The organism is Jeongeupia sp. HS-3 (assembly GCF_015140455.1).
Taxonomy (GTDB): Bacteria; Pseudomonadota; Gammaproteobacteria; order Burkholderiales; family Chitinibacteraceae; genus Jeongeupia.
In genome coordinates this window covers 233,621-255,156 of the sequence record NZ_AP024094.1, presented here as the reverse complement: position 1 = coordinate 255,156, position 21,536 = coordinate 233,621, and the positions used below count along the sequence as shown (strand labels likewise).

Sequence of the window (21,536 nt, the reverse complement as noted above, 5' to 3'; positions counted from 1 at the left end):
TCCCGCAACGATAAGATGGACGCTAGCACAAAAAGTTTCAAGCGCCGATCAAGGCGGCAATTGTACGCAGCAACGTTCTAGAAGGGCAGCGGCTGTTCCATCGCCGCGACAAGCTGCGCCGGCTGCCAGCGCGGCGCGCCGTCGCGATCGACCAGCTTGGCACGCACGCCTTCGCGGAAGTCACCGTGGCGCAGGCAAAAATGCGCGGTGCGGGTTTCCAGCGCCAGCAGCGCGTCGGCGTCGATCCGCCGTGCCAGCGCGGCAAGATGCCAGATCAGCACGGTCGAGGTCGGCGAGCCAGCGGCATGCATCGCGCAACCCTGCGCCAGCCAGCCTTCGCCCCTGCCGCTCGCGCGCAGTCGCGCAGCCACATCAGGCAGATCATCGCCGCCGACGATATCCTCAACATGATGGCGCTCGGGCAACCACAAGGATGGCGGTGCCCGCCCCGGATGATGACGAGCGAAATCGACGATCACGCCAGCCAGTGCTTCATCATCGTGATGGCGCTCACCCTGCCAGTGCATTCGGCGCAAGGCCGTTTCGAGTTCGGCCAAGGCGTGATCGTCGACCAGGCCGTGCGCCGCGCCGCTGGCGAGCGCATCCGCGGCATTGATACGACTGCCGGTCAGCGCCAGAAAGCGCCCCAGGCCATCGGGCAGCGCATGCAGCCAGCGGCTGGCACCCACGTCAGGGAACAGGCCGATCACTACCTCGGGCATCGCCAGTTGCGCAGAACCGGTGACCAGACGATGGCTGGCCGCCGAGAACAGGCCCCAGCCGCCGCCCATGATCGCCCCCTGTCCCCAAGCAATGACCGGTTTGGTGAACGTACGGATGCGGTGACACAGCAGGTATTCGCGGCTAAAAAAATCATCGCCACGCTCAAGATGACCCGGGGTGATCATGGCGTCGTAGAGCACGCGGATATCGCCGCCGGCGCAAAATGCCCGTTCACCGGCGCCAGCGATCAGCACGGCGACAATTTCCGGATCAGCCTGCCACGCATCGAGTTGCGCCAACATGGCATCGACCATCGCCAGCGTCTGCGCATTCAGCCTTGCCGGTGCATCCAGCGTCAGCGTACCGACAAGCGCGCCGTTACCGGCGCGAATGCTGCCAAAGCGAACCATGCCCTGCTCCACGAAAATGACAACGGCAGCCTACGCTGCCGTCATGGTTTTCCGCATCCGGAATGTCCGCAAGGTCGCTGCTGGATCAGGACGGCGTGCCCACGCCATACTTGTGCCCCAGATAGCGCAGGATCGCCTTGGGCTCGTCGAGAAAACGCTGACCGTTTGCCACCTGCACCGGTAGCTCGGCGGTGAGCTGGCTCTCCGCCGCCAGCACCAACACCGGGCAGCCCTGATGATCCTTGCCAAGCAGGCTGACGAGTTCGGGGCGCGGCCGGGTAAACCCGATCCGCTCGATCTTCAAACCCTCGGTGACTTGCGGGTAGTAGGCCAGAAAGCCTTCCACCGTGGCGCAGTCGGCGCAGAAGTGCGGGCCGTGGTCATCGACGGTATAGCCCGGCGTGAGCAGATAAAGCGTATCGCCCATCTCAGCCCGTCCCGCCGACGGTCAGACCGCCGTCGATGCGCAAGGTCGGCTGGCCGACACCGACCGGTACGCTCTGGCCTTCCTTGCCGCAAGTACCGACACCGGGGTCGAGCGCCATGTCGTTGCCAATCATCGACACCCGCGTCAGCACATCCGGGCCGTTGCCGATCAGCGTCGCGCCCTTGACCGGATACAGCAGCTTGCCGTCTTCGACATACCACGCCTCGGCGGCCGAGAACACGAACTTGCCGCTGGTGATGTCGACCTGGCCGCCGCCGAAATTCGCCGCGTACAGACCGCGCTTGACCGAGGCGAGAATCTCCGCCGGATCGCGGTCGCCGCCGAGCATGAGGGTATTGGTCATCCGCGGCATCGGCAGGTGGGCGTAGCTTTCGCGCCGGCCGTTGCCGGTCAGCGGCATGCCCATCAGCCGCGCATTCAGGCTGTCCTGCATATAACCCTTGAGGATGCCGTCTTCGATCAGCACGGTACGGCTGGTCGGGTTGCCTTCGTCGTCGATATTGAGCGAGCCGCGGCGATCGGGAATGGTGCCATCGTCGACCACCGTGACGCCGGCACTGGCGACGCGCTGGCCGATCTTGCCCGAAAACGCCGAGCTGCCCTTGCGGTTGAAGTCGCCTTCCAGCCCGTGACCAATCGCCTCGTGCAGCAGGATGCCGGGCCAACCGTTGCCGAGCACGACGGTCATTTCGCCGGCCGGTGCCGGGCGGGCATCGAGGTTGAGCAAGGCTTGGGCGACCGCCTTTCTGGCGTAGTCTTCAAGCATCGCCTCATCGAAATGCGCGTAATCGAAACGACCGCCACCGCCAGCGCTGCCCTGCTCGCGCTTGCCGTCCTGCTCGACGATGACTTGTATGCCCAGCCGCACCAGCGGGCGCACATCGGCGGCGCGGTGGCCATCGTGACGCGCAACGTAGATCACTTCGTATTCGGATGCCAAGCTAGCCATCACCTGCACCACCCGCGGATCAAGCGCGCGGGCGATCCGTTCGAGTTTTTCCAGCAAGGCGACCTTGGCCGCCTCGTTCAAGCTCGCCAAGGGATCGACCGGCCGATACAAGACGTGACCCGTGGTGACGCCGTTGCTGCGAACCGCGACGCCATTGCCACCTTGACGGCCGATCGCGCGGGTGGCGCCAGCGGCATCGAGCAGCGGCTGCAGGCCGATATCATCCGAGTAGGCGAACGCGGTTTTTTCACCGGATATCGCCCGTACCCCCACGCCCTGATCGATGTGGAAGCTGCCGGATTTGACGATGCCCTCGTCCAGACTCCACGCCTCGGCGCGGCTGTACTGGAAATAAAGATCGGCATAGTCAAGATCATGGTTCATCAGGGCGCCAAACACCTGATCCAGCCGGGCGTCGTCAAGATTGAACGGCGTGAGCAGCGTGCTGTGGGCAGTCTGGAGCGCGGTCATGGGGCGTCACCTGCAAAAAAGGGCTCAAGCATCCGTCAAGCGCTGCTTCAAAGCAAGGCGACGATGCCGCTTGCTGTCGGGCTTATCCCGGCTCCCCGGTACTGCAAGCTTGCACCGGTCGCACTGAAAGCCGGGGAAGCGGTATTAGAACCTGCGGTGCGCCAGCGCCGGCAGCACTTTGCGCACGCGATCGAGCTGACTCGCTTTCAATTCGGCACAGGCCAGACCGGGGCCAATCTCATGGCATGCCAGCACCTGACCCCAGGGATCGACGACCATGCTGTGCCCCCAGGTTTCCCGCCCGGTCGGATGCCGCCCGCCCTGACCGGAGGCCACCATAAAGCACTGGTTCTCGATCGCTCGAGCGCGCAGCAGCGTCTCCCAGTGCGCGCGACCGGTGGTCGCGGTGAATGCCGCCGGTAGCACCCAGATATCGACCTCGCCGGCATGGCGAAACAGCTCGGGAAAACGCAGGTCGTAGCAGACGGCGATGCCGAGCCGGCCGAATGGGGTATCGATCACCAGCGGTGTTTCGCCCGCCTCGATGGTGTCGGCCTCGGCATAACGTTCGCTGCCATTGTCGAAACCGAACAGGTGGATCTTGTCATAGCGGCCGACGCAAACGCCGGCCGGATCGAACACCAGGCTGGCATTGCGCACCCGCCTGGCGCCTGGCGCGGCCAGCGGCACGGTACCGCCAACCAGCCAGATGCCGTGACGATCGGCCTGAGCGGCGAGAAAATCCTGAATCAGCCCGGCGCCGAACGCTTCGGCCACCGCCAGTTTATCGGTGTCCTTCTGGCCCATGATGGCGAAATACTCGGGCAACACCACCAGCTTGGCACCGGCCGCCACGGCCGTATCAATCAGCCCGGCCGCGGTCTTGAGGTTTTCGGCCACATCCGGCGTGGAGACCATCTGGATCGCCGCTGCATTGATGCTTTTCATCGCCTCATCCCCTGTTCCACGTTATGCAGCCGCTCAATGGAGTTCTGCTGTGTCCGCTGAATGCGCGGATCGCTCATCGAGCCGGTGATATCGTATTCATAGGCAACCAACTGGCCGAGCGGGTCTTTGAATACGCGCTGTAGCAAAAATGCTGCAACCCCGGCGATCGGATTGATGATCCCGGTCGCGATCGCAACGGCATCACCGATCACCGGAACGATGCGGACACGCAGGTTTTGCGTGCCGGCGACAAAATTGGCATTGCCACGGAACAGCACCTGCGCCGCCGGGCCGGCAATGATCAGATCCTCGGTACGGGCGATGCCCTTGTCGATCTGCGCATGGCCGGTGATCCCGTCGAACTCGAAACCACTGGAGAACACGTCACGGAAATCGAACTGCACCCGGCGCGACAGCGTCTGCAGGCTCAGCACCGACAAAAAGCGGGCGACGCCCGGATCGATCTTGGCGAACTGCCCAGCGTCAACATCAAGCGTCACCGTGCCTTTCAGTGTGTGGAGATCGGGCGGAAACAGCGAACCCTCCCAGCCCAGCTCACCCGAGAACTTTGCCGGTGCACGCCTGACCGTGTCCGGATAGCCCAGCCGCCCGAGCAGATTGCCGGCGCTGGGCGTGCTGGCGTCAATGCGCCCGACCACATGATTGTTGGCGCCCTGCCGCCAGATGCCGTTCATCGACAAGGTCAGATCCGGATTAACCAGTTCGACCTTGTTGAGTCGCCATTCATCCCCCTGCTGGGTTGCCGCGATCGCCATCCGCCCCAGCTGCAGCGCCTTGTAGCGCAGATCGCCGACGGTGATATCCAGCGCGGGCAGCTTGCGTGCACCGCTCGCCACGGTCTGCACCGACGGCTGTGCCGCCACTGCCGCAGTCTCGTTGAGCGGTAACGCCAACCTGCCGAGCTGGGCGTTGATCTTGCCGTTCCCGCTCCCGTCCCACGCCAGTTTGCCCGCCACCTCACGGGCGTTGACCTCGCCCCGCCAGTTGGCGCCGCTGCCGCCGAATTTGATCTTCACCTCATTCAGCTGCTGTCCCCAGCCACTGAGCCGGGCGAAGGCGACATCGCCAGACAGGGCCAGCGGCGCATTGTCGCTACCGTCGCGCATCGCCACTTGCGACCAGGCTTGTACATCCACCGCCGGCCAGACACCGCTGACCACAAAACCCGGCTTGATCGGTGCCGGCGCGTTACCGCCGCCAAGCACGATCTGGCCACTGGCTGCGGCATTGGCGGGCAGCCGCACTGCGCCCGCCAGCAAATAGCCATAGCCGAAATCGATTTTGCTGCCCTCGTGATCACCCGCCAACGACAGCCGCAGCAACCGGTTCTCGCCGGCGCGCTTGCCCAGTGGCGCCGGCAGGTCAATCGCGGCCTGTGTCAGCGGCGATTGCAGCGCCAGCATGTAGCCATCGTCGCCCAGATCAAGCTGGCCGCGGTATGGCACCTGCCCCTTGATGCTTGCACTGATCGGTGCCAGATAACGCCGCGCCACCTCGGCGAGTTGCACCTGCCCATCCAGTTGCAGGTGCAGTCTGCCATCCTTGCCGGTGGCGCCCGCTACGACGCTCTCGCCACCCAGGACCTGCGCGCGGGTATCGCGCAGATCGAAGCGATCTTCGGTAAAACCGAATTCGCCACCGGCCCGGGTCAGCAAGGGAACCCCGGCGCCGAAATCGAGACGGTTTTCGCGGAAACGATAACGACCTTCGACTCGCGTCGCCTCCGGAGTGATCAGCGGCACACCGAGTTTCAGCGTCAGCACCCCATTGCCCTCGGCTTTCAGTCCATCGACATAGGCCGCCGCGCGTGCGTGCAGCGGGCTCTGTTTGACGAAATCCAGAAACGAGGTGGTGCTGCCTTCGGCAACGCCGTCGATTTGCAGCAGCGGCGTATGCGCCAGATCGGCAATCACCACCTTCACCGGCGCCAGCGTCGCGCCGAGTATTCGGGCGCCGCGATCGGCATGGATCTCCATGCGGTTGCCGTGAAAATCGAGCACGCCGTCGATACCGGTGATCGGCGGCCAGCCATCGGCAAAATCAAGCGTCACATCGCGCGCCAGCGCGGTGATCTGGAAAATGCCGTTTTTATCGCCATCGAACGGAAATTGCGCCAGCGGCCCGCGTACGGTGACCTTGCCATCCATGCCCTCGCCCGCCTTGAGCGCCCGCTTGAGCCACACCAGCGTATCGGCACCAGCGGCGCGCGGCAGATAGGCATAGGCGCGCTGCGCGGTCAGCCTGCCGATCGTGCCGCTCAGATCCAGATCGCCGGCGTCTTCGCCGCTGTAGCGATAAGTCGCCTTGAGATCCGTCTCGATATCGGGATTGGCCAGCGCCAGCTTGGGCAGCTTGAAGCGCCAATCCTTGCCGTCACGGGTCCAGTTGGCGGCAAGTACGGCCTTGTCGAACACGAGGGGCTCGGCGAATTCGGCGGCCCAATCGATGCCGAGCTTCTTGCTCGTCAGCTGCAGATCACCACGGTTTTCGTCGAACTGCAGCCACACGTCGGCCCCGGAGATCCCCGGCACATCGGCCAGCCCGGCCACGGTCGCCCCGGCCAACACCAGCCGCCCCGAGTATTTCTCCGGTGCATCTCGCTTGCCGCCCCATGCCAGCTCGCCTTCCTTGAGTACACCGGCCAAGCGCAACGACGACAGCCGTTCCACCCACGATGCAGGCAGCATCGGCAAATACGCCGATAGCGTCTCGAGCTGCCAGTTTCGGGCGCTCAGGCGGTGTTGCTGCCCGGCGATTTCGCTGTAGTTCAGCGTACAACCGGTGCATAGCACACCTTCACGGCGATCGGCGCGGGCGATGGTGACATCCAGCCGGCGCAGCTTGGCGCTGTGCTCGAACGCCAGCCGGCCATCAAAACGGGCCAGTGTCATCGGCTTGTCGTTGATCAGCGCCGACCAGTCCTGTCCCTTGACGCTCATTTGCGCCGCGCTAATCCGCCCCGAGGCGAAGTCGAAGGAAAGCTGCCCGCCGGCCTGACCGGCCAGTGACGGAAACGGTCTTTTCGCTTGCGGAATCTGCGCCCAGATCCCGGCAAGATCGGCCCGTTCCAGACGCAGATCGAGTGATCCGCGCCAGTCGGACAATTGCGCCAGCCGTTTGCCGGTAAATCGGCCGGTGAGCGTCAACGGGCTCGCCAGCGCAACCGGCGGCGTCAGTGCCAGGCGGACCTGGTGACGACCCAACCAGTTGCTCAATATGAAGGTCACATCGGTAAAACGTTGCGGCCCGGTCTGCGTGAGCGCATCGGTCCAGAGCAGCTCGCCGCCGGTGAGCTTGACCTCGCCTTGCTCGAGCAACCAGTCGACGAAGCGGTTGTCGCTGCCGTCCTTGCTGGTATGCAGCGCCAGGCTGCCCAGATGCAAATGGCCGTCGGCGTCGCGCGACAAGTCGACCTTGGGCGCATCCAGCCGCAGGCTTTTGAAATGCAGCTCACCGGCAAACAGCGACCACCAGGTCAGATCGACATCAAGCCGGGCCAGCTGCAGCGCGGGCGTGCCCGTGGCGTCGAGCACGCTCACGCCGTCCATGGTCAGCCGCGGCCGGCCGCCACGCCAGCCGCCGGCGATATGTTGCAGCTGCAGCGGCACCCCGCTCGCGCTGGAGAGCGCCGCGACGATTTGCGGCCGAAAGCCATCCAGTCGCGGCACGAAATAAAACTGCCAGGCCGCCGCGACCAGCGCCAGCAGCACCAAGGCAATACCCGCCAGCCACAGCAACAAGCGGCCATGCCAGTGCAGTACCCGGTACAGCGGCTTAACGACGCGGACCAGCCAGCCGGGGAGCCTGCTCAGCACGCGCGGCCGCCTAACCGGGCAGCCGTGGCGGGCCGATACCGGAAAAGAGGCGGGAAACGACGAAAATCAACGAACATGGGGGAGCCGGAACGCCTGGGGCAGGCCGATTGTGCTAGCGTAAACAGTCGTCGATTCTAACGCGAACAGACCAGCCCCATGAGTAGCGATACTGTGATTTCAAGCACATTGGCCCCGGCACTGGCACACAGCCGCTATCTGCAACGCCTTTTCACCCGCCACCCAGCGCTGGGCGATGAAACCGCCGAGCATCTCTACCAGCCGTTTACGCGCGCCGAGATGTCACTGCGACTGCTCAACGCCATCGGTGACGACGAGGCGACCTTCAAGCGGCGATTGCGCCGGCTGCGCCAAGCGGTGATGGCACGGCTGATCGCGCGTGAACTCGAAGGACTGGCCGATCTGGATGAAGCGGTGCGCACCATCTCGGATCTGGCCGAAATAGCGGTACAGCAGGCGCTGGCTTTCGCCAGCCACAATGAAACCCGCCCCGGCCAGCCCATCGGCGACGACAGCGGCGAGATACAGGAACTGATCGTTGTCGGCATGGGCAAGCTGGGAGGATGCGAGCTCAATGTCTCCAGCGATATCGACCTGATCTTCGTCTACCCGGAAGACGGCAGCACCGACGGCCAAAGCCGGCTGACCAACCACGAATACTTCACCCGCATCGGCAAGAAACTGATCCAGCTAATCGACGATCCGACCGAAGACGGTTTTGTTTTCCGCGTCGACATGCGGCTGCGCCCGTTTGGTGATTCCGGCCCGCTGGTGTGCTCGTTCGCCGCGCTGGAGAACTACCTGATCACCCAAGGACGCGAATGGGAACGCTACGCGTGGATCAAGGGCCGCGCGATGACCGGCGACGGCGAGGCGCTGATGCAGCTGATCCGCCCCTTTGTGTACCGCAAATACCTCGACTACGGCGCCTATCAGTCGATGCGCGAGCTGCACAGCCAGATCCGCCGCGAAGTACAGCGCCGTGACCGGATCGACAACATCAAGCTCGGCCCGGGCGGCATCCGCGAGATCGAATTCATCGGCCAGGTCTTCCAGCTGATCCGCGGCGGCCGGGTCAAGGCGCTGACGCAGCGGGCGACGCGGGCGGTTCTCCACGAGCTCGGCCAGCAAGGGCTGCTACCGGCCGATGCCGTCGCCGAACTGCAAAGCGCCTACACCTTTCTGCGCAATGTCGAACACCGCTTGATGTATATCGACGATGCGCAAACGCAGACCTTGCCAACGAACGATGACGATAAAACCCGTATCGCCACCAGCATGGGGTACGCCCACTGGGCGGCCTTCAGCACCGCGCTGGCACAGCATCGCGATCGCGTTACCGTACAGTTCGAACAGATTTTCGGTCTGCCGCAGGAACAGCAAGGCGGCGCGGACGCCGGCGCCTGGCAACAAGCGCGCGATGGCGATGCGGCGCCCGACACCCTCGCCACCAAGGGCTTTCGCGATGCGACGGAAATGGCGCGCAAATTGGCCGCGTTCGCCAGCAGCAGCCGTTATCAGCAAATGCCGGATCGTTGCCGCCAGCGCGTCGACAGCATCCTGCCAGCGCTGATCGGCGTGGCCGCCGGCTACCCGAACCCCGACGACACGCTATCACGACTGCTGGGACTGCTGGAGGCGATCGGCCGGCGCGAATCCTATCTGGCGCTGCTGGCCGAACACCCGCAAACCCTCAACCGGCTGGCCGAACTCTACAGCGCCAGCCCATGGGTTTCCGAATACCTGACGCGCCACCCCATCCTGCTCGACGAACTGCTCGATGCACGGCTGCTGTATCAGGCGCCAGACTGGACAAAGCTGGGCAAAATCCTGCGCCGGGAAATCGCCGAGCTTGGCGACGATACCGAGGCCAAGATGGATTGCCTGCGCCATTTCCAGCACACCCAGGTATTCCGGGTGGTGGCGCAGGATCTGGCCGGGCTGATCTCGCTGGAAACGGTATCCGATCACTTGTCAGCTTTGGCCGACCTGCTGCTGGCGGTCACGATCGAGGAAGTCTGGCACGAGCTACCCAAGCGCCATACCCAGACGCCGCATTTCGCCGCCATCGGCTACGGCAAGCTCGGCGGCAAGGAGCTGGGTTACGGCTCGGATCTGGATCTCGTCTTCCTGTACGACGACCCGCACCCGGATGCACCGGAACAGTACGCGCGACTGGCCAAGAAAATCGTCACCTGGCTGACCACGCCGACATCCGCCGGCCTGCTTTACGATATCGATCTGCGGCTGCGGCCCAATGGCGCATCGGGGCTGCTGGTCTCCAGCGTCGAAGCCTTTGCCGAATATCAGCGCAAATCGGCCTGGGTCTGGGAGCACCAGGCACTGACGCGCGCGCGCTTCGTGTGCGGCGAAACGGCGATAGGCGATGCCTTCGAAACCGTGAAAAACGACATCCTGCGCACACCGCGCGACGTGGCGGCCTTGCGCAAAGAAGTCTTGCAGATGCGTGACCGAATGCTGGACACACATCCGGCCAAGATCGACGACGTCAAGCATTGCCGCGGCGGCATCGTCGACATCGAGTTCATCGTGCAGTTCCTGATTCTGGCGTACGCGCACAGCGTCAAGGAGCTGACCGGCAACCTTGGTAATATCGCCCTGCTCGGCTGCGCCGCACGCGAAGGGCTGATCGCGGCGGATCTGGCCGCGCATGCACAAACAACGTATCGCGAGCTGCGCCGCATGCAGCACGCCAGCCGGCTCAATGGCACCAAACCGAGTGCCGCCACGTTGGCGACCATTGCCGAATCGATCGCGGCGGTGCAAACGCTGTGGGCGCAACTGTTCGACGCGCCCGAGTTCGACGCCCCCGAGGCCTGAGCAAGCCAAACGAAAACGGACAGCCATGGCTGTCCGTTTTTTTTAACCCAAGCTCACGTGGCTTAATCCGGGAAAGCAAAATACTGCACGGCGGCCATCTCCCGCGGCAGATAGCTACCCAGCCAGGTGGCTTCAAGCTTGATGTGCTGGATCAGCGCAACCACATGATGCGGCGCGGTATTGGTCGCGAACCACGTTTCCTTGCGCCAGACGCAACCGTCCTCCTCAAGCACCTCGATACCCGGCGTCAATTCATCCAGCGATTTGCCTCGCCGGGCATAACCGATCGCGGCCAACAGCTTGCCCAGCTCGTCATGGGTCTGGCTAACCTCGATCACGAAGGCGGCCATCCCTGGCGAGATCTGCTGCATGTTGACGTAAGCACGTGTATCCAGCGCAGCGCGACGACTGATTTCGGCAACGCAATGCGGGCAAGTGAAGGCCACGCGGATCAGATACGCCTCGTTGTGCTGAAACGAGCTCGACAAGGGCTGCAATGCGTGACCGCAGCGGTAAGTCATACGACTGTTTAGCCGGTCCATCAATCGCACCAACCCAACCAATTAGTAAGATGCGCTTAATCTACCGGAAAACATATATCAATGGAAAAGGCGCCCTTCCGGGCGCCTTTCAACTGTTGCAATCTGTCTATGCCATCAGACCGTTTGTGCTGGATTGCGCAAGCGGATGTGCAGTTCGCGCAACTGCTTCTCGTCGACCACGTTCGGTGCATTGGTCAGCAGGCACTGGGCCCGCTGGGTTTTCGGGAAGGCGATCACATCACGGATCGATTCTGCACCGGTCATCAGCGTCACCAGACGGTCAAGGCCGAAGGCCAGGCCACCGTGCGGCGGGGCACCGAACTTGAGGTTGTCGAGCAGGAAGCCGAACTTGTTCTGCGCTTCTTCCTCGCCAATCCCGAGTGCATCGAACACCGTCGATTGCACATCGGCCTGGTGGATACGCACCGAACCGCCACCCATTTCCCAGCCGTTCAGCACCATGTCGTAGGCGCGTGCCTTGCATGCGCCCGGATTGGTCGTCAGCAGTTCAAGGTGTTCGACCTTCGGGCTGGTGAACGGATGGTGGCAGGCGTTCCAGCGTTTGCCGTCTTCGTCGTATTCGAACATCGGGAAATCCACAACCCATAGCGGCTTCCACGACTTGGTGAAGTAACCGCCGGCTTCGCCCTTCTCGTGGCCGAGCTTCAGGCGCAGTGCGCCGATCGCTTCATCGACGATCTTGCGCTTGTCGGCGCCAAAGAAAATCAGATCGCCGGTTTGTGCGCCGGTGCGGGCAATGATTTCGCTCAGGCAGGCTTCGCTGAGGTTCTTGACGATCGGCGACTGCAAGCCCGAACCCTCGCCATTGCTCAGGTTGGTCACGTCGTTGACCTTGATGTAGGCCAGACCCTTGGCGCCGTAAATCGCGACAAACTTGGTGTATTCGTCGATTTCCTTGCGGCTGAGGCTGGCGCCGCCCGGAATGCGCAGGCCGACCACACGGCCGCCGTCCATATCGGCAGCACCACGGAAGACCTTGAATTCTTCGGTCTTCATCAGATCGGTCAGTTCGGTGAACTTGAGATCAACGCGCAGATCGGGCTTGTCCGAGCCATAGAAGAACATCGCATCGTCGTAGGCCATGCGCGGGAAGGCGCCAAGGTCGACGCCGATGGCTTCCTTGAACACATGCTGGGCCATGGCTTCGGTGATCGCCATGATCTCGTCCTCGTTCAGGAACGAGGTTTCAATATCGATCTGGGTGAATTCAGGCTGGCGGTCGGCACGCAAGTCTTCGTCACGGAAGCACTTGGTAATCTGGTAGTAACGATCGAAACCGGCGACCATCAGCAGCTGCTTGAACAGTTGCGGCGATTGCGGCAGCGCGAAGAACAGGCCGTCGTGCACGCGGCTCGGCACCAGATAATCGCGCGCGCCTTCCGGCGTCGAGCGCGTCAGCATCGGTGTTTCGATATCGATGAAGCCCTTGGTGTCGAGGAAGTTGCGCACCAGCAGCGCCACCTTGTAGCGCAGGCGCAGGTTCTTCTGCATTTGCGGCCGACGCAGGTCGATCACGCGGTTGGTCAGGCGGACGTTCTCGGAGAGGTTTTCGTCGTCGATCTGGAATGGCGGCGTTTCGGCCTTGTTCAGGATCACGATGTCCTTGGCGAGAATTTCGATCTGGCCGGAGATCATCTTGGCATTGGTCGTGCCTTCCGGACGTGCACGCACGAGGCCGGTGATTTGCAGTACGTACTCGCCACGCGAGGAATCGGCCTGCTTGAACGCTTCCGGGGTATCCGGATCAATCACCACTTGCACCAGACCTTCACGGTCGCGCAGGTCGATGAAGATCACGCCGCCGTGGTCACGACGACGATGGGCCCAGCCCTGAATGATGACCGTCTGGCCAAGGTAACGCTGGTCGATCAAGCCGCAGTAATCGGTACGCATCGAATGTTTCATCCTTGATTGTATTGAGTCAGGCTGCAAGCTGAGCTGCAACCGTCGGCGCGACGGCAAGTTTGCCGTTGGGTGCGACCACGCCGAGTGAAATCACGTATTTGAGCGCTTCGTCGACGCTCATATCGAGCTCGTGCACGGCAGATTTTTGCGCCATGAACAAAAAGCCCGAAGTTGGGTTCGGCGTTGTCGGCACGAACACCGAAATCATTTCATGGCCAAGCTTGTCGGCGATTTCGCCACCGACCTGGCTGGTCACAAAGCCGACCGCCCATGTGCCCTGATGCGGAAACTGCACCAGCACCGCGGTACGGAAAGCTTGGCCGGAGTCGGAAAACAGCGTATCCGACACCTGTTTCACGCTTGAATAGATCGAGCGGACGATGGGAATGCGATGGAGCACCCACTCGCCAAATCGCAGCAATTGCCGGCCGATGATGTTGTGGGCAATCAGCCCGGTCACCATCAGCACGACCACGGTCAGCACCACCCCGAAGCCGGGAATCGCCTGCTTGTCGGCGAACCATGGCAAATCATTGGCCAAGCGCTGCAGCAGCCAGTAATCCGGGCGCATCGGCGTCGGCAGCAGCGTGCCGATCTGGTCCATCGTGCCGATGATCAGTTGCAGTACCCAGAGCGTAATCGCCAGCGGCACCCAGATCAGCAGGCCGGTCAGCAGGTATTTCTTCAGGCTGGCCATTTACCCTCGTTTGCCCGTTTAGTGGGCGTGACCACAGTTACCGGAACCGCAGGCGCCGGACGGTGCCGGGCTGCCGCTGTTCTTGAAATCAGTGACGTAGTAGCCCGAGCCCTTGAGCTGGAAGCCTGCAGCAGTCAACTGTTTTTGATAGGTCGAGGCGTGGCAGCTCGGGCATTCCACGAGCAGCGCATCGGTCATTTTTTGCATGTGTTCGCCGTCGTGACCACAGGACGCGCAGCGGTAAGCATAAATCGGCATAGTCAGTCCTCCGCAAACAAGCGGCAGATTATACCGCAAGCGCCATGAGCGAGGATGGCAACGATTTGCCCAGCATTCATCGCGCCGTCAAGCCCCAGGCAAACATTTTGTGTGGCCTCAAACCTCGACCCATTGCCGCAACAGGTTGTGATACACATTGGTCAGGTTGACCGCCGCCTGATCCTCGCCATGACGATTGCGAATGTCGCGGATCGAGCTGTCGAGATCGAACAACAGCCCGCGCTGGCCGTCGTCGCGCACCATGCTCTGCACCCAGAAAAACGCCACCATGCGCGCGCCGCTAGTCACCGGCTCGACCCGGTGCAGGCTGGTCGACGGATAAAGAATCAGATCGCCGGCGGCAAGCTTGACCGCGTGCAGCCCGTAGGTGTCTTCGATCACCAGATCACCACCGTCGTACTCGTCCGGATCGGTAAAGAACAGGGTCGCCGACAGATCGGTGCGCACCCACTCGCCGCTACCGGGCATGGTGCGCACGGCGTTGTCGACGTGATTGCCGAAGTGCATGCCGCCTTCGTGATAGTTGAACTGCGGCGGCACGACCTTCTTCGGCAGCGCGGCCGAGAAGAAAATGCCGTTTTGCTCCAGCGCGCGCAGGATCAGGTTGGCGACATCCTGCGAGACCGGGTCTTCGGTCGGCAGTTGCAGATTGCGTTTGACCTGCGCCGACTGCGTCCCCGAGGTGATGCGGCCGTCGACCCAGCCGGCGCCGGCGAGGCGTTCGCGACAGGCAAGCGCGGTTTCACGATCGAGTACGTTCGGGATGTGCAGCAGCATGGGGAATCCTTGAATGAAAAACCGCCGCACCCTTGCGAGCGCGGCGGCGATGGTTACGATTATATCAACCGCAGACCCTTCACTTAAAAGCGGTAGGTACCGCTCAGATGCGCGTAGCGGGTATTGCCCGGCACGACGTGACCGGCGTAAACGCTGTCGTAGTAGGTCTTGTCGAACAGGTTGTAGACGTTCAGCTGCACGCTGTAGTCACGGTAGTTCCACTCGACCATCGCATCCCAGCGCACATAGCTCGGCACCACGGTGGTGTTGAGGTTGTTGGCGTAACGCTCACCAATCGCGTTGGCGCCGAAGCCGGCCTTCCAGAACGTGTCGATCTGGTAGGTCGTCCACAGGCTGGCGGTGTAGTCCGGCGTGTTCAGCGGCGTCTTGCCCTTCTCGGCCGCGATCACGGTTTCGGTGATTTCCGCATCCATCCACGCAGCACCGGCGAAGACGTTCCACTTCTCGGTGATCCGGCCGGCGATTTCGAGTTCGAGACCGTCGGTCTTGCGCTTGCCCGACAGCACATAGCGATCGCTGACCAGCGGATCGGTGTTGCGCTCGTTGTACTTCTCGGTGCGGAACAGCGCCGTGCGCACGCTCAAATCACCCTCGAACAGATCCCACTTGGCGCCGATTTCGTAGTTGCGATTGGACTCAGGATCCGTGTTGGCGCCCTTCGGATCGAGCGAGTACGTCTCGGCCGACGGGTTGAACGAGGTGCCGTACGACGCGTAGTACGACTGGATCGCGTCCGGCTGATAAATCAGGCCGGTACGCCAGCTCCACTCGTTGTCGGTGCGCTTGACGTTGGTCGTCGTGTTGGTAGCGAAGTTCTTGGTGTCGTAGTCGGCGTCGAGGTAATCCCAGCGCGCGCCGATCAGGAACTTCCATTGCGACGTCAGCGAAATGAAGTCCTGCGCGTACACGGCGACGTTGTTCGAATCGAACTGCACATTGGTCGTGTAGTTCTTGATCGGCGACGGCATGGCCGGGTGGTTGTTCGGATTGCCGACGGTCGCCGGTGGCGGTGCCACGACGTTGCCCCAACGGGTGGCGTCCGAGGTTTCGCGCGTCAGTTCCAGACCGGTGAGCACCTGATGGCGGATCGTGCCGGTATTGAAGTTGAACGTCGCATCGGTGACGTTGGTAAGGATTTCATCCAGACCTTCGCGGCCGCCGTTGCGCGAGCGCGTCACCAGCGAATTGTCGGTCAGGTTGGCGGCGGTCACGCCAGCGCCCATGCGCGGCGGGCTCGGCCAGATTTCACGCCAGTAGCGACCATAACGGGTGCTGTTGTTCACCTTGATGTCCGGCGTGAACTCGTGCGAGACCTTGGCGGTGAGGACATCGGTCTTGGTGTCTTCGTAATCCCAGTCCGGCAGGCCGTAATAGGTGTTCGGATCGACCGGCAGCGGCCGAGCGATACCGTCGGTACCGCGCAGGAACGGCACGCCGTAGTCGGGGATGTTGTTTTCCTGCATGTGGAAGTACGACAACGTGACTTCGGTCGGCTCGCCGATGCCGAAGCTCACCGACGGTGCCACGCCCCAGCGCTTGGCTTCGCCGCCGTCACGGGTCGATTCGCTGTCCTGGCCCATCAGGTTGATGCGCAGGCCGGACGTCGGGCTCAGGCCCTTGTTGATGTCGGCTTCGACGCGGTAGTAGTCCTCGGTGCCGACGCCCAGCGTCACCGAACTGGCATCGCTCTGGAACGGCGTCTTGCTGACCTGGTTGATCACGCCGCCGGTCGAACCGCGGCCGTAGATCATCGACGACGGGCCGCGCAGCACTTCGACGCGGTCGATGTTGAAGGTGTCGCGGTTGTACTGGCCGGTGTCGCGGATATTGTCGAGGAACAGGTCGGTCGTCGCCGAGAAGCCGCGCAGCGAGATCGCGTCGCCCGAGCGGCCGTTTTCACCGGCGGTGAAGGTCACGCCGGCGACGTTGCGCAGCGCGTCCTTGAGGTTGTTGGCGCCTTGGTCGTTCATGATTTCGCGCGTGACACTGGTGGTCGACTGCGGAATGTCGCGCGCGGCCTGTGCGGTACGGCCGACGGTGGTGACCGGCGCGTTGTAGGTGTCGGCCGTGCCTTTCGGATCGCCCTTGCGCTCGGCGGTGACCTGCACCGGTGCCAGCACGGCAGCTTCTTCGGCTGCGAAAGCCAGCGGCGCGGCGCCGAGAACGGACGCGAATGCGGCCGCCACAGGCACCTTGGCAAGATGCCGCACCGGGCTCTTGCTGCGATTGATTTCCCTCATTACGTATTGCTCCAGTGGTATTGGATTTTGGTTTTGGTGATGTCGTGACCGGTACGAGAGCACCGGCCAGCCGGCCTCTTAGGACAACATCCTAGGAGACGGGCATGCAAAACCCCGCCCTCACGGACGGGGTTTTGCGGAAATACGGAATCCGTTAATTAAGCTTGAATTCGATCGGCACCAGCACCGTGCCGACGACGGCCTCGTTGCCCTTCTTCGCCGGAACAAACTTCCAGCGGTTCTTCACCGTGTTCCTGGCCACTTCATCAAGCCGCGCGAAGCCACTCGATTTGGCGACCTCGACCGAAATCGCCGAGCCGTTTTCGCCGACGCGCACGCGCAGCGTCACCGAGCCCTCTTCGCCCAAGGCGCGCGACTGCGGCGGGTACGCCGGGCGCGGATTGGAAAGATAATTGGCATGGAACGATGGCGCCGTTTCAACCGCCGGCGCGGCGGCGGCCGCCGGTGCGGTAGCCTTTTCAACCGCAGCAGCCGGTGCGGCCGGCGCAGCCTGCTCGGCGGCCGGCTCGGGTTCGGCCCGGCGGCTGTCGTGCAGTGCCTTTTCGCTGGTGGTCGTTTTTGCCACCGGCTTGGGGGCCGGCTTGACCTGCGGTTTGGCCGGCTCGGTCTTGGGCTTGGCCGGCTGCGGCTTCGGTTGCGGTGCTGGTGCGGCCTGCGGTTTGGCTTGCGGCTCGGGCTCGCTCAAGGTCGCGAACATCAGCGACGGCTGGATGATCTGCGGTGGCGTGGTCGCCACAAAGGTGCGGACCGCGAGATAAAGCGCCAGCAAGTGGATCGCGACGACGCCGACCAGCACCGGGCTGGCGCGCCAGCTGAAATTGTTATTGAGAACCATTCGCGCATGATATTGAGAAAAGGTATCATTTTCAAGCATATCGCACCATGTAAGGAGCGATTCATGCCCGCTCGGGCACCGGGGATGTCGCCAATAGCCGGCAAGGTCGGCGACCGTTAGCGTGAAGCGTTTTGCTGGCGGATTTCCCCGATGTCTCCCCTGTCTGCAACGCTCAATGGCCTGATGCTCTCGGCCAGCCTGATCATGGCGATCGGCGCACAGAATGCCTTCGTGCTGCGTCAGGGCATCGCCCGGCAACAGCTGTTCCTGACGGCGTTCTGCTGCGGGCTGTGGGATCTGGTGATGATGGGCGCCGGGATTGCCGGCATGGGTAGCCTGCTCGCCGCCGCACCATCGCTGCAGCGCTGGATGGCGCTGGCCGGCGCGGCCTTCGTGCTGTGGTACGGCATCGGCTCGCTCAGAAAGGCACTGCACCCGACGACGCTGGCGCCCAACGTCGCGACCGGCATCCGTACGCCACGGGCGGTGTTCATGGCGACGCTGGGCTTTTCGTTCCTGAACCCGCATGCGCTGCTCGACACCATCGTGCTGGTCGGCGGCATCGGCGCGCAGCAGCCAGCCGAGGCGCGGCCGTGGTTCCTGCTCGGCGCGGCCGGCTTTTCGTTCATCTGGTTCTTCAGCCTGGCCTTTGCCGCCAGCCGCTTGACGCCGCTGTTCCGCAATCCTCGGGCCTGGCGCATTCTGGATCTGCTGATCGCGCTGATGATGTTCGCGATTGCCCTGTCGCTCGTTCGTCTGGCGCTTTAATCGCGGCCCCGTCTCAACTTCGGCACGTTTGTGCCGATAAGAGAGGGCAGCGCGCCGTTGCCTATCAAGTAAGGAAAGCCACCATGAATATCGGACAGAGACTGATCGCCCTGATCATCGCCGCCATCGCCGCGCTCGTCGTCGTCGGTGTCGCCGGCACCATTGTCCTCAGGCAGATCGAGACCAGCGTCGCGCTGCTCGTCGACGATGCCTTCGACGGCTTGAACAAGGGCAACGACATCAACAACAACTACAAGATCGAGCAGATCCTCGTCGCGCAGTACGTCGTCGAGCAGAATCCCGACGCCCGCGCGAAGCTCGCCGATGAAATCGCCCGGCGCCGGGCGGCGATCGACCAGATCAACGCCGAGTACGAAAAGGTCCACAACGACGGCGAGGACCGCCAGCGCTTTAGCGAATTCAAGACCACGCTACAGTCGTTCCACACGATCTACGACGACATCATCGCCAAGGCCAAGGCCGGCGACGCTGCCGGCGCGCAGGTCCAGATCGCCCATCAGGGCCGCGATGCCGCGATCGCGACCGAAAAGGCGCTGGCCGCGATCCACGCGCACAATCAGCACGAAGCGAAGGTGCAGCAGGATGCGATCCTTGCCAGCGAGGCGAGCGCCCGCAACGTGATGATCGCCGCGATCGCACTCGCCGCGATCGCACTCACCGTCTTCGGCGCCCTGCTCTACCGTTCGATCCGCCGGCCGCTGCTGGCGATGCAACAGACCGTGAGCGAGATCGAGGCCAGCCTCGACTTCACCCGCCGCGTGCCGGTGCACGGTAATGACGAGATCGCCCAGACCGTCACCGCGTTCAACCGGCTACTCGAACGCACGCGCCAGAGCCTGAAGGACATGTCGGATCACATCCGCACCATCGGCGGCGCCACCGGCGAAGTCGCGCGCGCGGCGGGCAGCATGTCGCAGAACGCCGGCAACACCAGCGAAGCGGCAACGAGCATGGCCGCGACGGTCGAGGAAGTCACCGTCAGCATCAGCCACATCGCCGACCGCGCCGCCGAGGCCGACCAGATCTCGCGCGAATCGGGCCGTCAGGCCGGCACCGGCGCGCAGGTGATCGACGCCAGCGTCTCGCGCATCGACGCGATCTCCGGCTCGGTGCGCGAAGCCGCCGAGCAGATCGATTCGCTCAAGGAAAGAAGCGCCGGCATCAATGCCGTGGTCGGCGTGATCAAGGACATCGCCGACCAGACCAATCTGCTGGCGCTGAACGCGGCGATCGAAGCCGCACGCGCCGGCGAAACCGGCCGTGGTTTCGCCGTCGTCGCCGACGAGGTGCGCAAGCTGGCCGAACGCACCGCCGTATCGACGCAGGAAATCTCCCGCACCGTCGCCGCGATCCAGCAGGACGCGCTGAAGGCGGTCCAGCGGATGGGCGACGTCGTCCACGAAGTCGAAGGCGCCGTGTCGCAGGCGCGCGAGGCCGGCGCCGCGATCGGGGCAATTCGCGGCGGCTCGAATGCCGTGGTCGAACACGTGGCCGATATCAGCGGCGCGATCCGCGAACAAAGCGCCGCCAGCAACAGCATCGCCCAACTGGTCGAGCGGATTGCACAGATGTCCGAAGCCAGCAGCAGCGCCGCGATGCAAACCGCCAATTCGGCCAAGGAACTCGACCGGCTAGCAGGGGAAATGAACCGTGAAGTCGAACGTTACCGTCTGTGACGATGGCCGGCCGCGCTGCGGCTGGCTATCCACCGACCCGCTCTACGTCGCCTACCATGACGACGAATGGGGTGTGCCTTGCCATGACGAGCGCACGCTGTTCGAGATGCTGTGCCTCGAGGGCATGCAAGCCGGGCTGTCGTGGCTGACGGTGCTGAAAAAGCGCGACGGCTACCGCCGCGCGTTTCACCACTTCGACGCGGCGGCGATCGCCGGCTTCAGCAGCGCCGACGTCGACCGGCTGGTGCTCGACGCCGGTATCATCCGCCACCGCGGCAAGATCGAAGCCATCATCGGCAACGCCCGCGCCCTGCTGGCGCTGCACGAGAGCGGCAGCACGCTGGCGACGGTGGTCTGGGAGGTGGTGCAGCATGCGCCACGGCTCAACGCACCGGCGGCGCTCAGCGATGTACCGGCTCAAACGGCAGAGTCGGATCTGCTCTCGAAACGGCTGAAAAAACTTGGTTTTCGCTTTGTCGGCAGCACCACCTGCTACGCCTTCATGCAGGCCTGCGGCCTGGTCAACGACCACGTGGCGGGCTGCTGCAAGGCGGGTACCGATTAACGCCGGGGCAGCCGGAAACCAAACCATTGCCGCCGACCCCATGGCAAGATCAGCCATCACGACCGGGCGATTTGCGCCGACGATGAAAGAGCCAGGCATAGATGGCGAGATTGACCAGCATGACCACGCCGGCCAGTAGCCACTGTAAATCACGGTTTAGACCAGCCGGATAGATGATCGGCAGCACATAGTGCGAGATGAAGCTCTCGGTATAACCGGCCTCACCGGCCCGAACGCGAAAGCCGTTCTCCAGCGGCGTGAGTGGGCAAATGCGGCCAGCGAGTTCAACATAGCAAGCCCATAAAACGGCGGGTAGATGCACGATGGGAACCCAGCGCCAGCGCACGGCGAGCACGCCGCCCAGCAAGACGAACACGATGAACGCCAGATGAATCAGCAACACAATATCGGCGGCGATGCGGAAGAGCATGAGCGGCGGTTACGCTGAGGTTGGCCTGCACTAATGATAGATAGCGCCGCTGGAACGCGGTTGTTTGCTTGCCGAACAAGCTGACCGCGCAAGC

The 21,536-nt window shown here is 63.2% G+C and carries 17 protein-coding genes; 4 read left to right on the top strand and 13 right to left on the bottom strand.

The window, feature by feature from the left end; translation table 11 throughout:
• Positions 1-77: 77 nt before the first annotated feature.
• The 5 genes from JLC71_RS01265 to JLC71_RS01245 form a co-directional block, all read right to left on the bottom strand.
• Complete coding sequence (locus JLC71_RS01265; protein WP_200916882.1) at positions 78-1,133, bottom strand: enoyl-CoA hydratase/isomerase family protein; 1,056 nt, start codon at positions 1,131-1,133, stop codon at positions 78-80.
• Between the two features lie 85 nt (positions 1,134-1,218).
• Positions 1,219-1,560 carry a DUF3088 family protein gene (locus JLC71_RS01260; protein WP_200916881.1) on the bottom strand — a complete coding sequence of 114 codons (342 nt, stop codon included), beginning with the start codon at positions 1,558-1,560 and terminating at the stop codon, positions 1,219-1,221.
• A 1-nt stretch (position 1,561) separates the two neighbouring features.
• Positions 1,562-3,001 (bottom strand): metalloprotease TldD, encoded by a 1,440-nt coding sequence (tldD, locus tag JLC71_RS01255; protein WP_200916880.1) that lies wholly within the window; start codon positions 2,999-3,001, stop codon positions 1,562-1,564.
• A gap of 144 nt (positions 3,002-3,145) precedes the next feature.
• Positions 3,146-3,949: a carbon-nitrogen hydrolase family protein gene (locus tag JLC71_RS01250; protein WP_200916879.1), complete on the bottom strand. Its 804-nt coding sequence runs from the start codon at positions 3,947-3,949 to the stop codon at positions 3,146-3,148.
• The gene (locus JLC71_RS01245) at positions 3,946-7,785 is read right to left on the bottom strand and encodes a YhdP family protein (protein ID WP_200916878.1); all 3,840 of its coding nucleotides are present in this window, start codon (positions 7,783-7,785) and stop codon (positions 3,946-3,948) included. Before JLC71_RS01245 ends, JLC71_RS01250 begins: the two co-directional genes overlap by 4 nt.
• Before the next feature lie 156 nt (positions 7,786-7,941).
• Here JLC71_RS01245 and glnE point away from each other — a divergent pair, with 156 nt between their 5' ends.
• Positions 7,942-10,644, top strand: coding sequence for a bifunctional [glutamate--ammonia ligase]-adenylyl-L-tyrosine phosphorylase/[glutamate--ammonia-ligase] adenylyltransferase (gene glnE, locus JLC71_RS01240; RefSeq protein WP_200916877.1), 2,703 nt, complete (start codon positions 7,942-7,944; stop codon positions 10,642-10,644).
• Between the two features lie 62 nt (positions 10,645-10,706).
• On the opposite strand, the gene JLC71_RS01235 is transcribed toward glnE, so the two are convergent.
• The 7 genes from JLC71_RS01235 to JLC71_RS01205 all read right to left on the bottom strand — a co-directional run bounded on the left by JLC71_RS01235 (position 10,707) and on the right by JLC71_RS01205 (position 17,982).
• A complete protein-coding gene (locus tag JLC71_RS01235; protein ID WP_200916876.1) occupies positions 10,707-11,165 on the bottom strand; it encodes a hypothetical protein in 459 nt (152 codons plus the stop codon).
• 135 nt (positions 11,166-11,300) lie between these two features.
• Entirely contained in the window at positions 11,301-13,100 is a 1,800-nt protein-coding gene (aspS, locus tag JLC71_RS01230; RefSeq protein ID WP_200916875.1) for an aspartate--tRNA ligase, read from the bottom strand.
• 28 nt (positions 13,101-13,128) lie between these two features.
• Complete coding sequence (locus JLC71_RS01225; RefSeq protein ID WP_200916874.1) at positions 13,129-13,809, bottom strand: DUF502 domain-containing protein; 681 nt, start codon at positions 13,807-13,809, stop codon at positions 13,129-13,131.
• Positions 13,810-13,827: 18 nt separating this feature from the next.
• On the bottom strand, positions 13,828-14,067 hold the full coding sequence (locus JLC71_RS01220) for an FmdB family zinc ribbon protein (protein WP_200916873.1): 240 nt from the start codon (positions 14,065-14,067) through the stop codon (positions 13,828-13,830).
• Positions 14,068-14,184: 117 nt separating this feature from the next.
• Positions 14,185-14,865, bottom strand: a complete 681-nt coding sequence (locus JLC71_RS01215; protein ID WP_200916872.1) for a Fe2+-dependent dioxygenase — start codon at positions 14,863-14,865, stop codon at positions 14,185-14,187.
• 83 nt (positions 14,866-14,948) lie between these two features.
• Positions 14,949-17,126, bottom strand: a complete 2,178-nt coding sequence (locus tag JLC71_RS01210) for a TonB-dependent receptor (protein WP_200916871.1) — start codon at positions 17,124-17,126, stop codon at positions 14,949-14,951.
• A gap of 154 nt (positions 17,127-17,280) precedes the next feature.
• Entirely contained in the window at positions 17,281-17,982 is a 702-nt protein-coding gene (locus tag JLC71_RS01205; protein WP_200916870.1) for an energy transducer TonB, read from the bottom strand.
• Positions 17,983-18,132: 150 nt separating this feature from the next.
• Here JLC71_RS01205 and JLC71_RS01200 point away from each other — a divergent pair, with 150 nt between their 5' ends.
• The 3 genes from JLC71_RS01200 (at position 18,133) to JLC71_RS01190 (ending at position 21,012) form a co-directional block, all read left to right on the top strand.
• Positions 18,133-18,750, top strand: a complete 618-nt coding sequence (locus JLC71_RS01200) for a LysE/ArgO family amino acid transporter (protein ID WP_236250937.1) — start codon at positions 18,133-18,135, stop codon at positions 18,748-18,750.
• Positions 18,751-18,833: 83 nt separating this feature from the next.
• Complete coding sequence (locus tag JLC71_RS01195) at positions 18,834-20,447, top strand: HAMP domain-containing methyl-accepting chemotaxis protein (RefSeq protein WP_200916869.1); 1,614 nt, start codon at positions 18,834-18,836, stop codon at positions 20,445-20,447.
• Positions 20,422-21,012, top strand: a complete 591-nt coding sequence (locus JLC71_RS01190) for a DNA-3-methyladenine glycosylase I (protein ID WP_200916868.1) — start codon at positions 20,422-20,424, stop codon at positions 21,010-21,012. Before JLC71_RS01195 ends, JLC71_RS01190 begins: the two co-directional genes overlap by 26 nt.
• Before the next feature lie 49 nt (positions 21,013-21,061).
• On the opposite strand, the gene JLC71_RS01185 is transcribed toward JLC71_RS01190, so the two are convergent.
• Positions 21,062-21,442, bottom strand: a complete 381-nt coding sequence (locus tag JLC71_RS01185; protein WP_200916867.1) for a DUF2784 domain-containing protein — start codon at positions 21,440-21,442, stop codon at positions 21,062-21,064.
• Positions 21,443-21,536 lie beyond the last annotated feature (94 nt).

Coding starts and splice junctions, on each gene's coding strand:
- JLC71_RS01265 (WP_200916882.1), bottom strand. CDS start 1,133: ATGGTTCGCTTTGGCAGCATTCGCGCCGGTAACGGCGCGCTTGTCGGT.
- JLC71_RS01260 (WP_200916881.1), bottom strand. CDS start 1,560: ATGGGCGATACGCTTTATCTGCTCACGCCGGGCTATACCGTCGATGAC.
- tldD (WP_200916880.1), bottom strand. CDS start 3,001: ATGACCGCGCTCCAGACTGCCCACAGCACGCTGCTCACGCCGTTCAAT.
- JLC71_RS01250 (WP_200916879.1), bottom strand. CDS start 3,949: ATGAAAAGCATCAATGCAGCGGCGATCCAGATGGTCTCCACGCCGGAT.
- glnE (WP_200916877.1), top strand. CDS start 7,942: ATGAGTAGCGATACTGTGATTTCAAGCACATTGGCCCCGGCACTGGCA.
- JLC71_RS01235 (WP_200916876.1), bottom strand. CDS start 11,165: ATGACTTACCGCTGCGGTCACGCATTGCAGCCCTTGTCGAGCTCGTTT.
- aspS (WP_200916875.1), bottom strand. CDS start 13,100: ATGCGTACCGATTACTGCGGCTTGATCGACCAGCGTTACCTTGGCCAG.
- JLC71_RS01225 (WP_200916874.1), bottom strand. CDS start 13,809: ATGGCCAGCCTGAAGAAATACCTGCTGACCGGCCTGCTGATCTGGGTG.
- JLC71_RS01220 (WP_200916873.1), bottom strand. CDS start 14,067: ATGCCGATTTATGCTTACCGCTGCGCGTCCTGTGGTCACGACGGCGAA.
- JLC71_RS01215 (WP_200916872.1), bottom strand. CDS start 14,865: ATGCTGCTGCACATCCCGAACGTACTCGATCGTGAAACCGCGCTTGCC.
- JLC71_RS01210 (WP_200916871.1), bottom strand. CDS start 17,126: ATGAGGGAAATCAATCGCAGCAAGAGCCCGGTGCGGCATCTTGCCAAG.
- JLC71_RS01205 (WP_200916870.1), bottom strand. CDS start 17,982: ATGGTTCTCAATAACAATTTCAGCTGGCGCGCCAGCCCGGTGCTGGTC.
- JLC71_RS01200 (WP_236250937.1), top strand. CDS start 18,133: ATGTCTCCCCTGTCTGCAACGCTCAATGGCCTGATGCTCTCGGCCAGC.
- JLC71_RS01195 (WP_200916869.1), top strand. CDS start 18,834: ATGAATATCGGACAGAGACTGATCGCCCTGATCATCGCCGCCATCGCC.
- JLC71_RS01185 (WP_200916867.1), bottom strand. CDS start 21,442: ATGCTCTTCCGCATCGCCGCCGATATTGTGTTGCTGATTCATCTGGCG.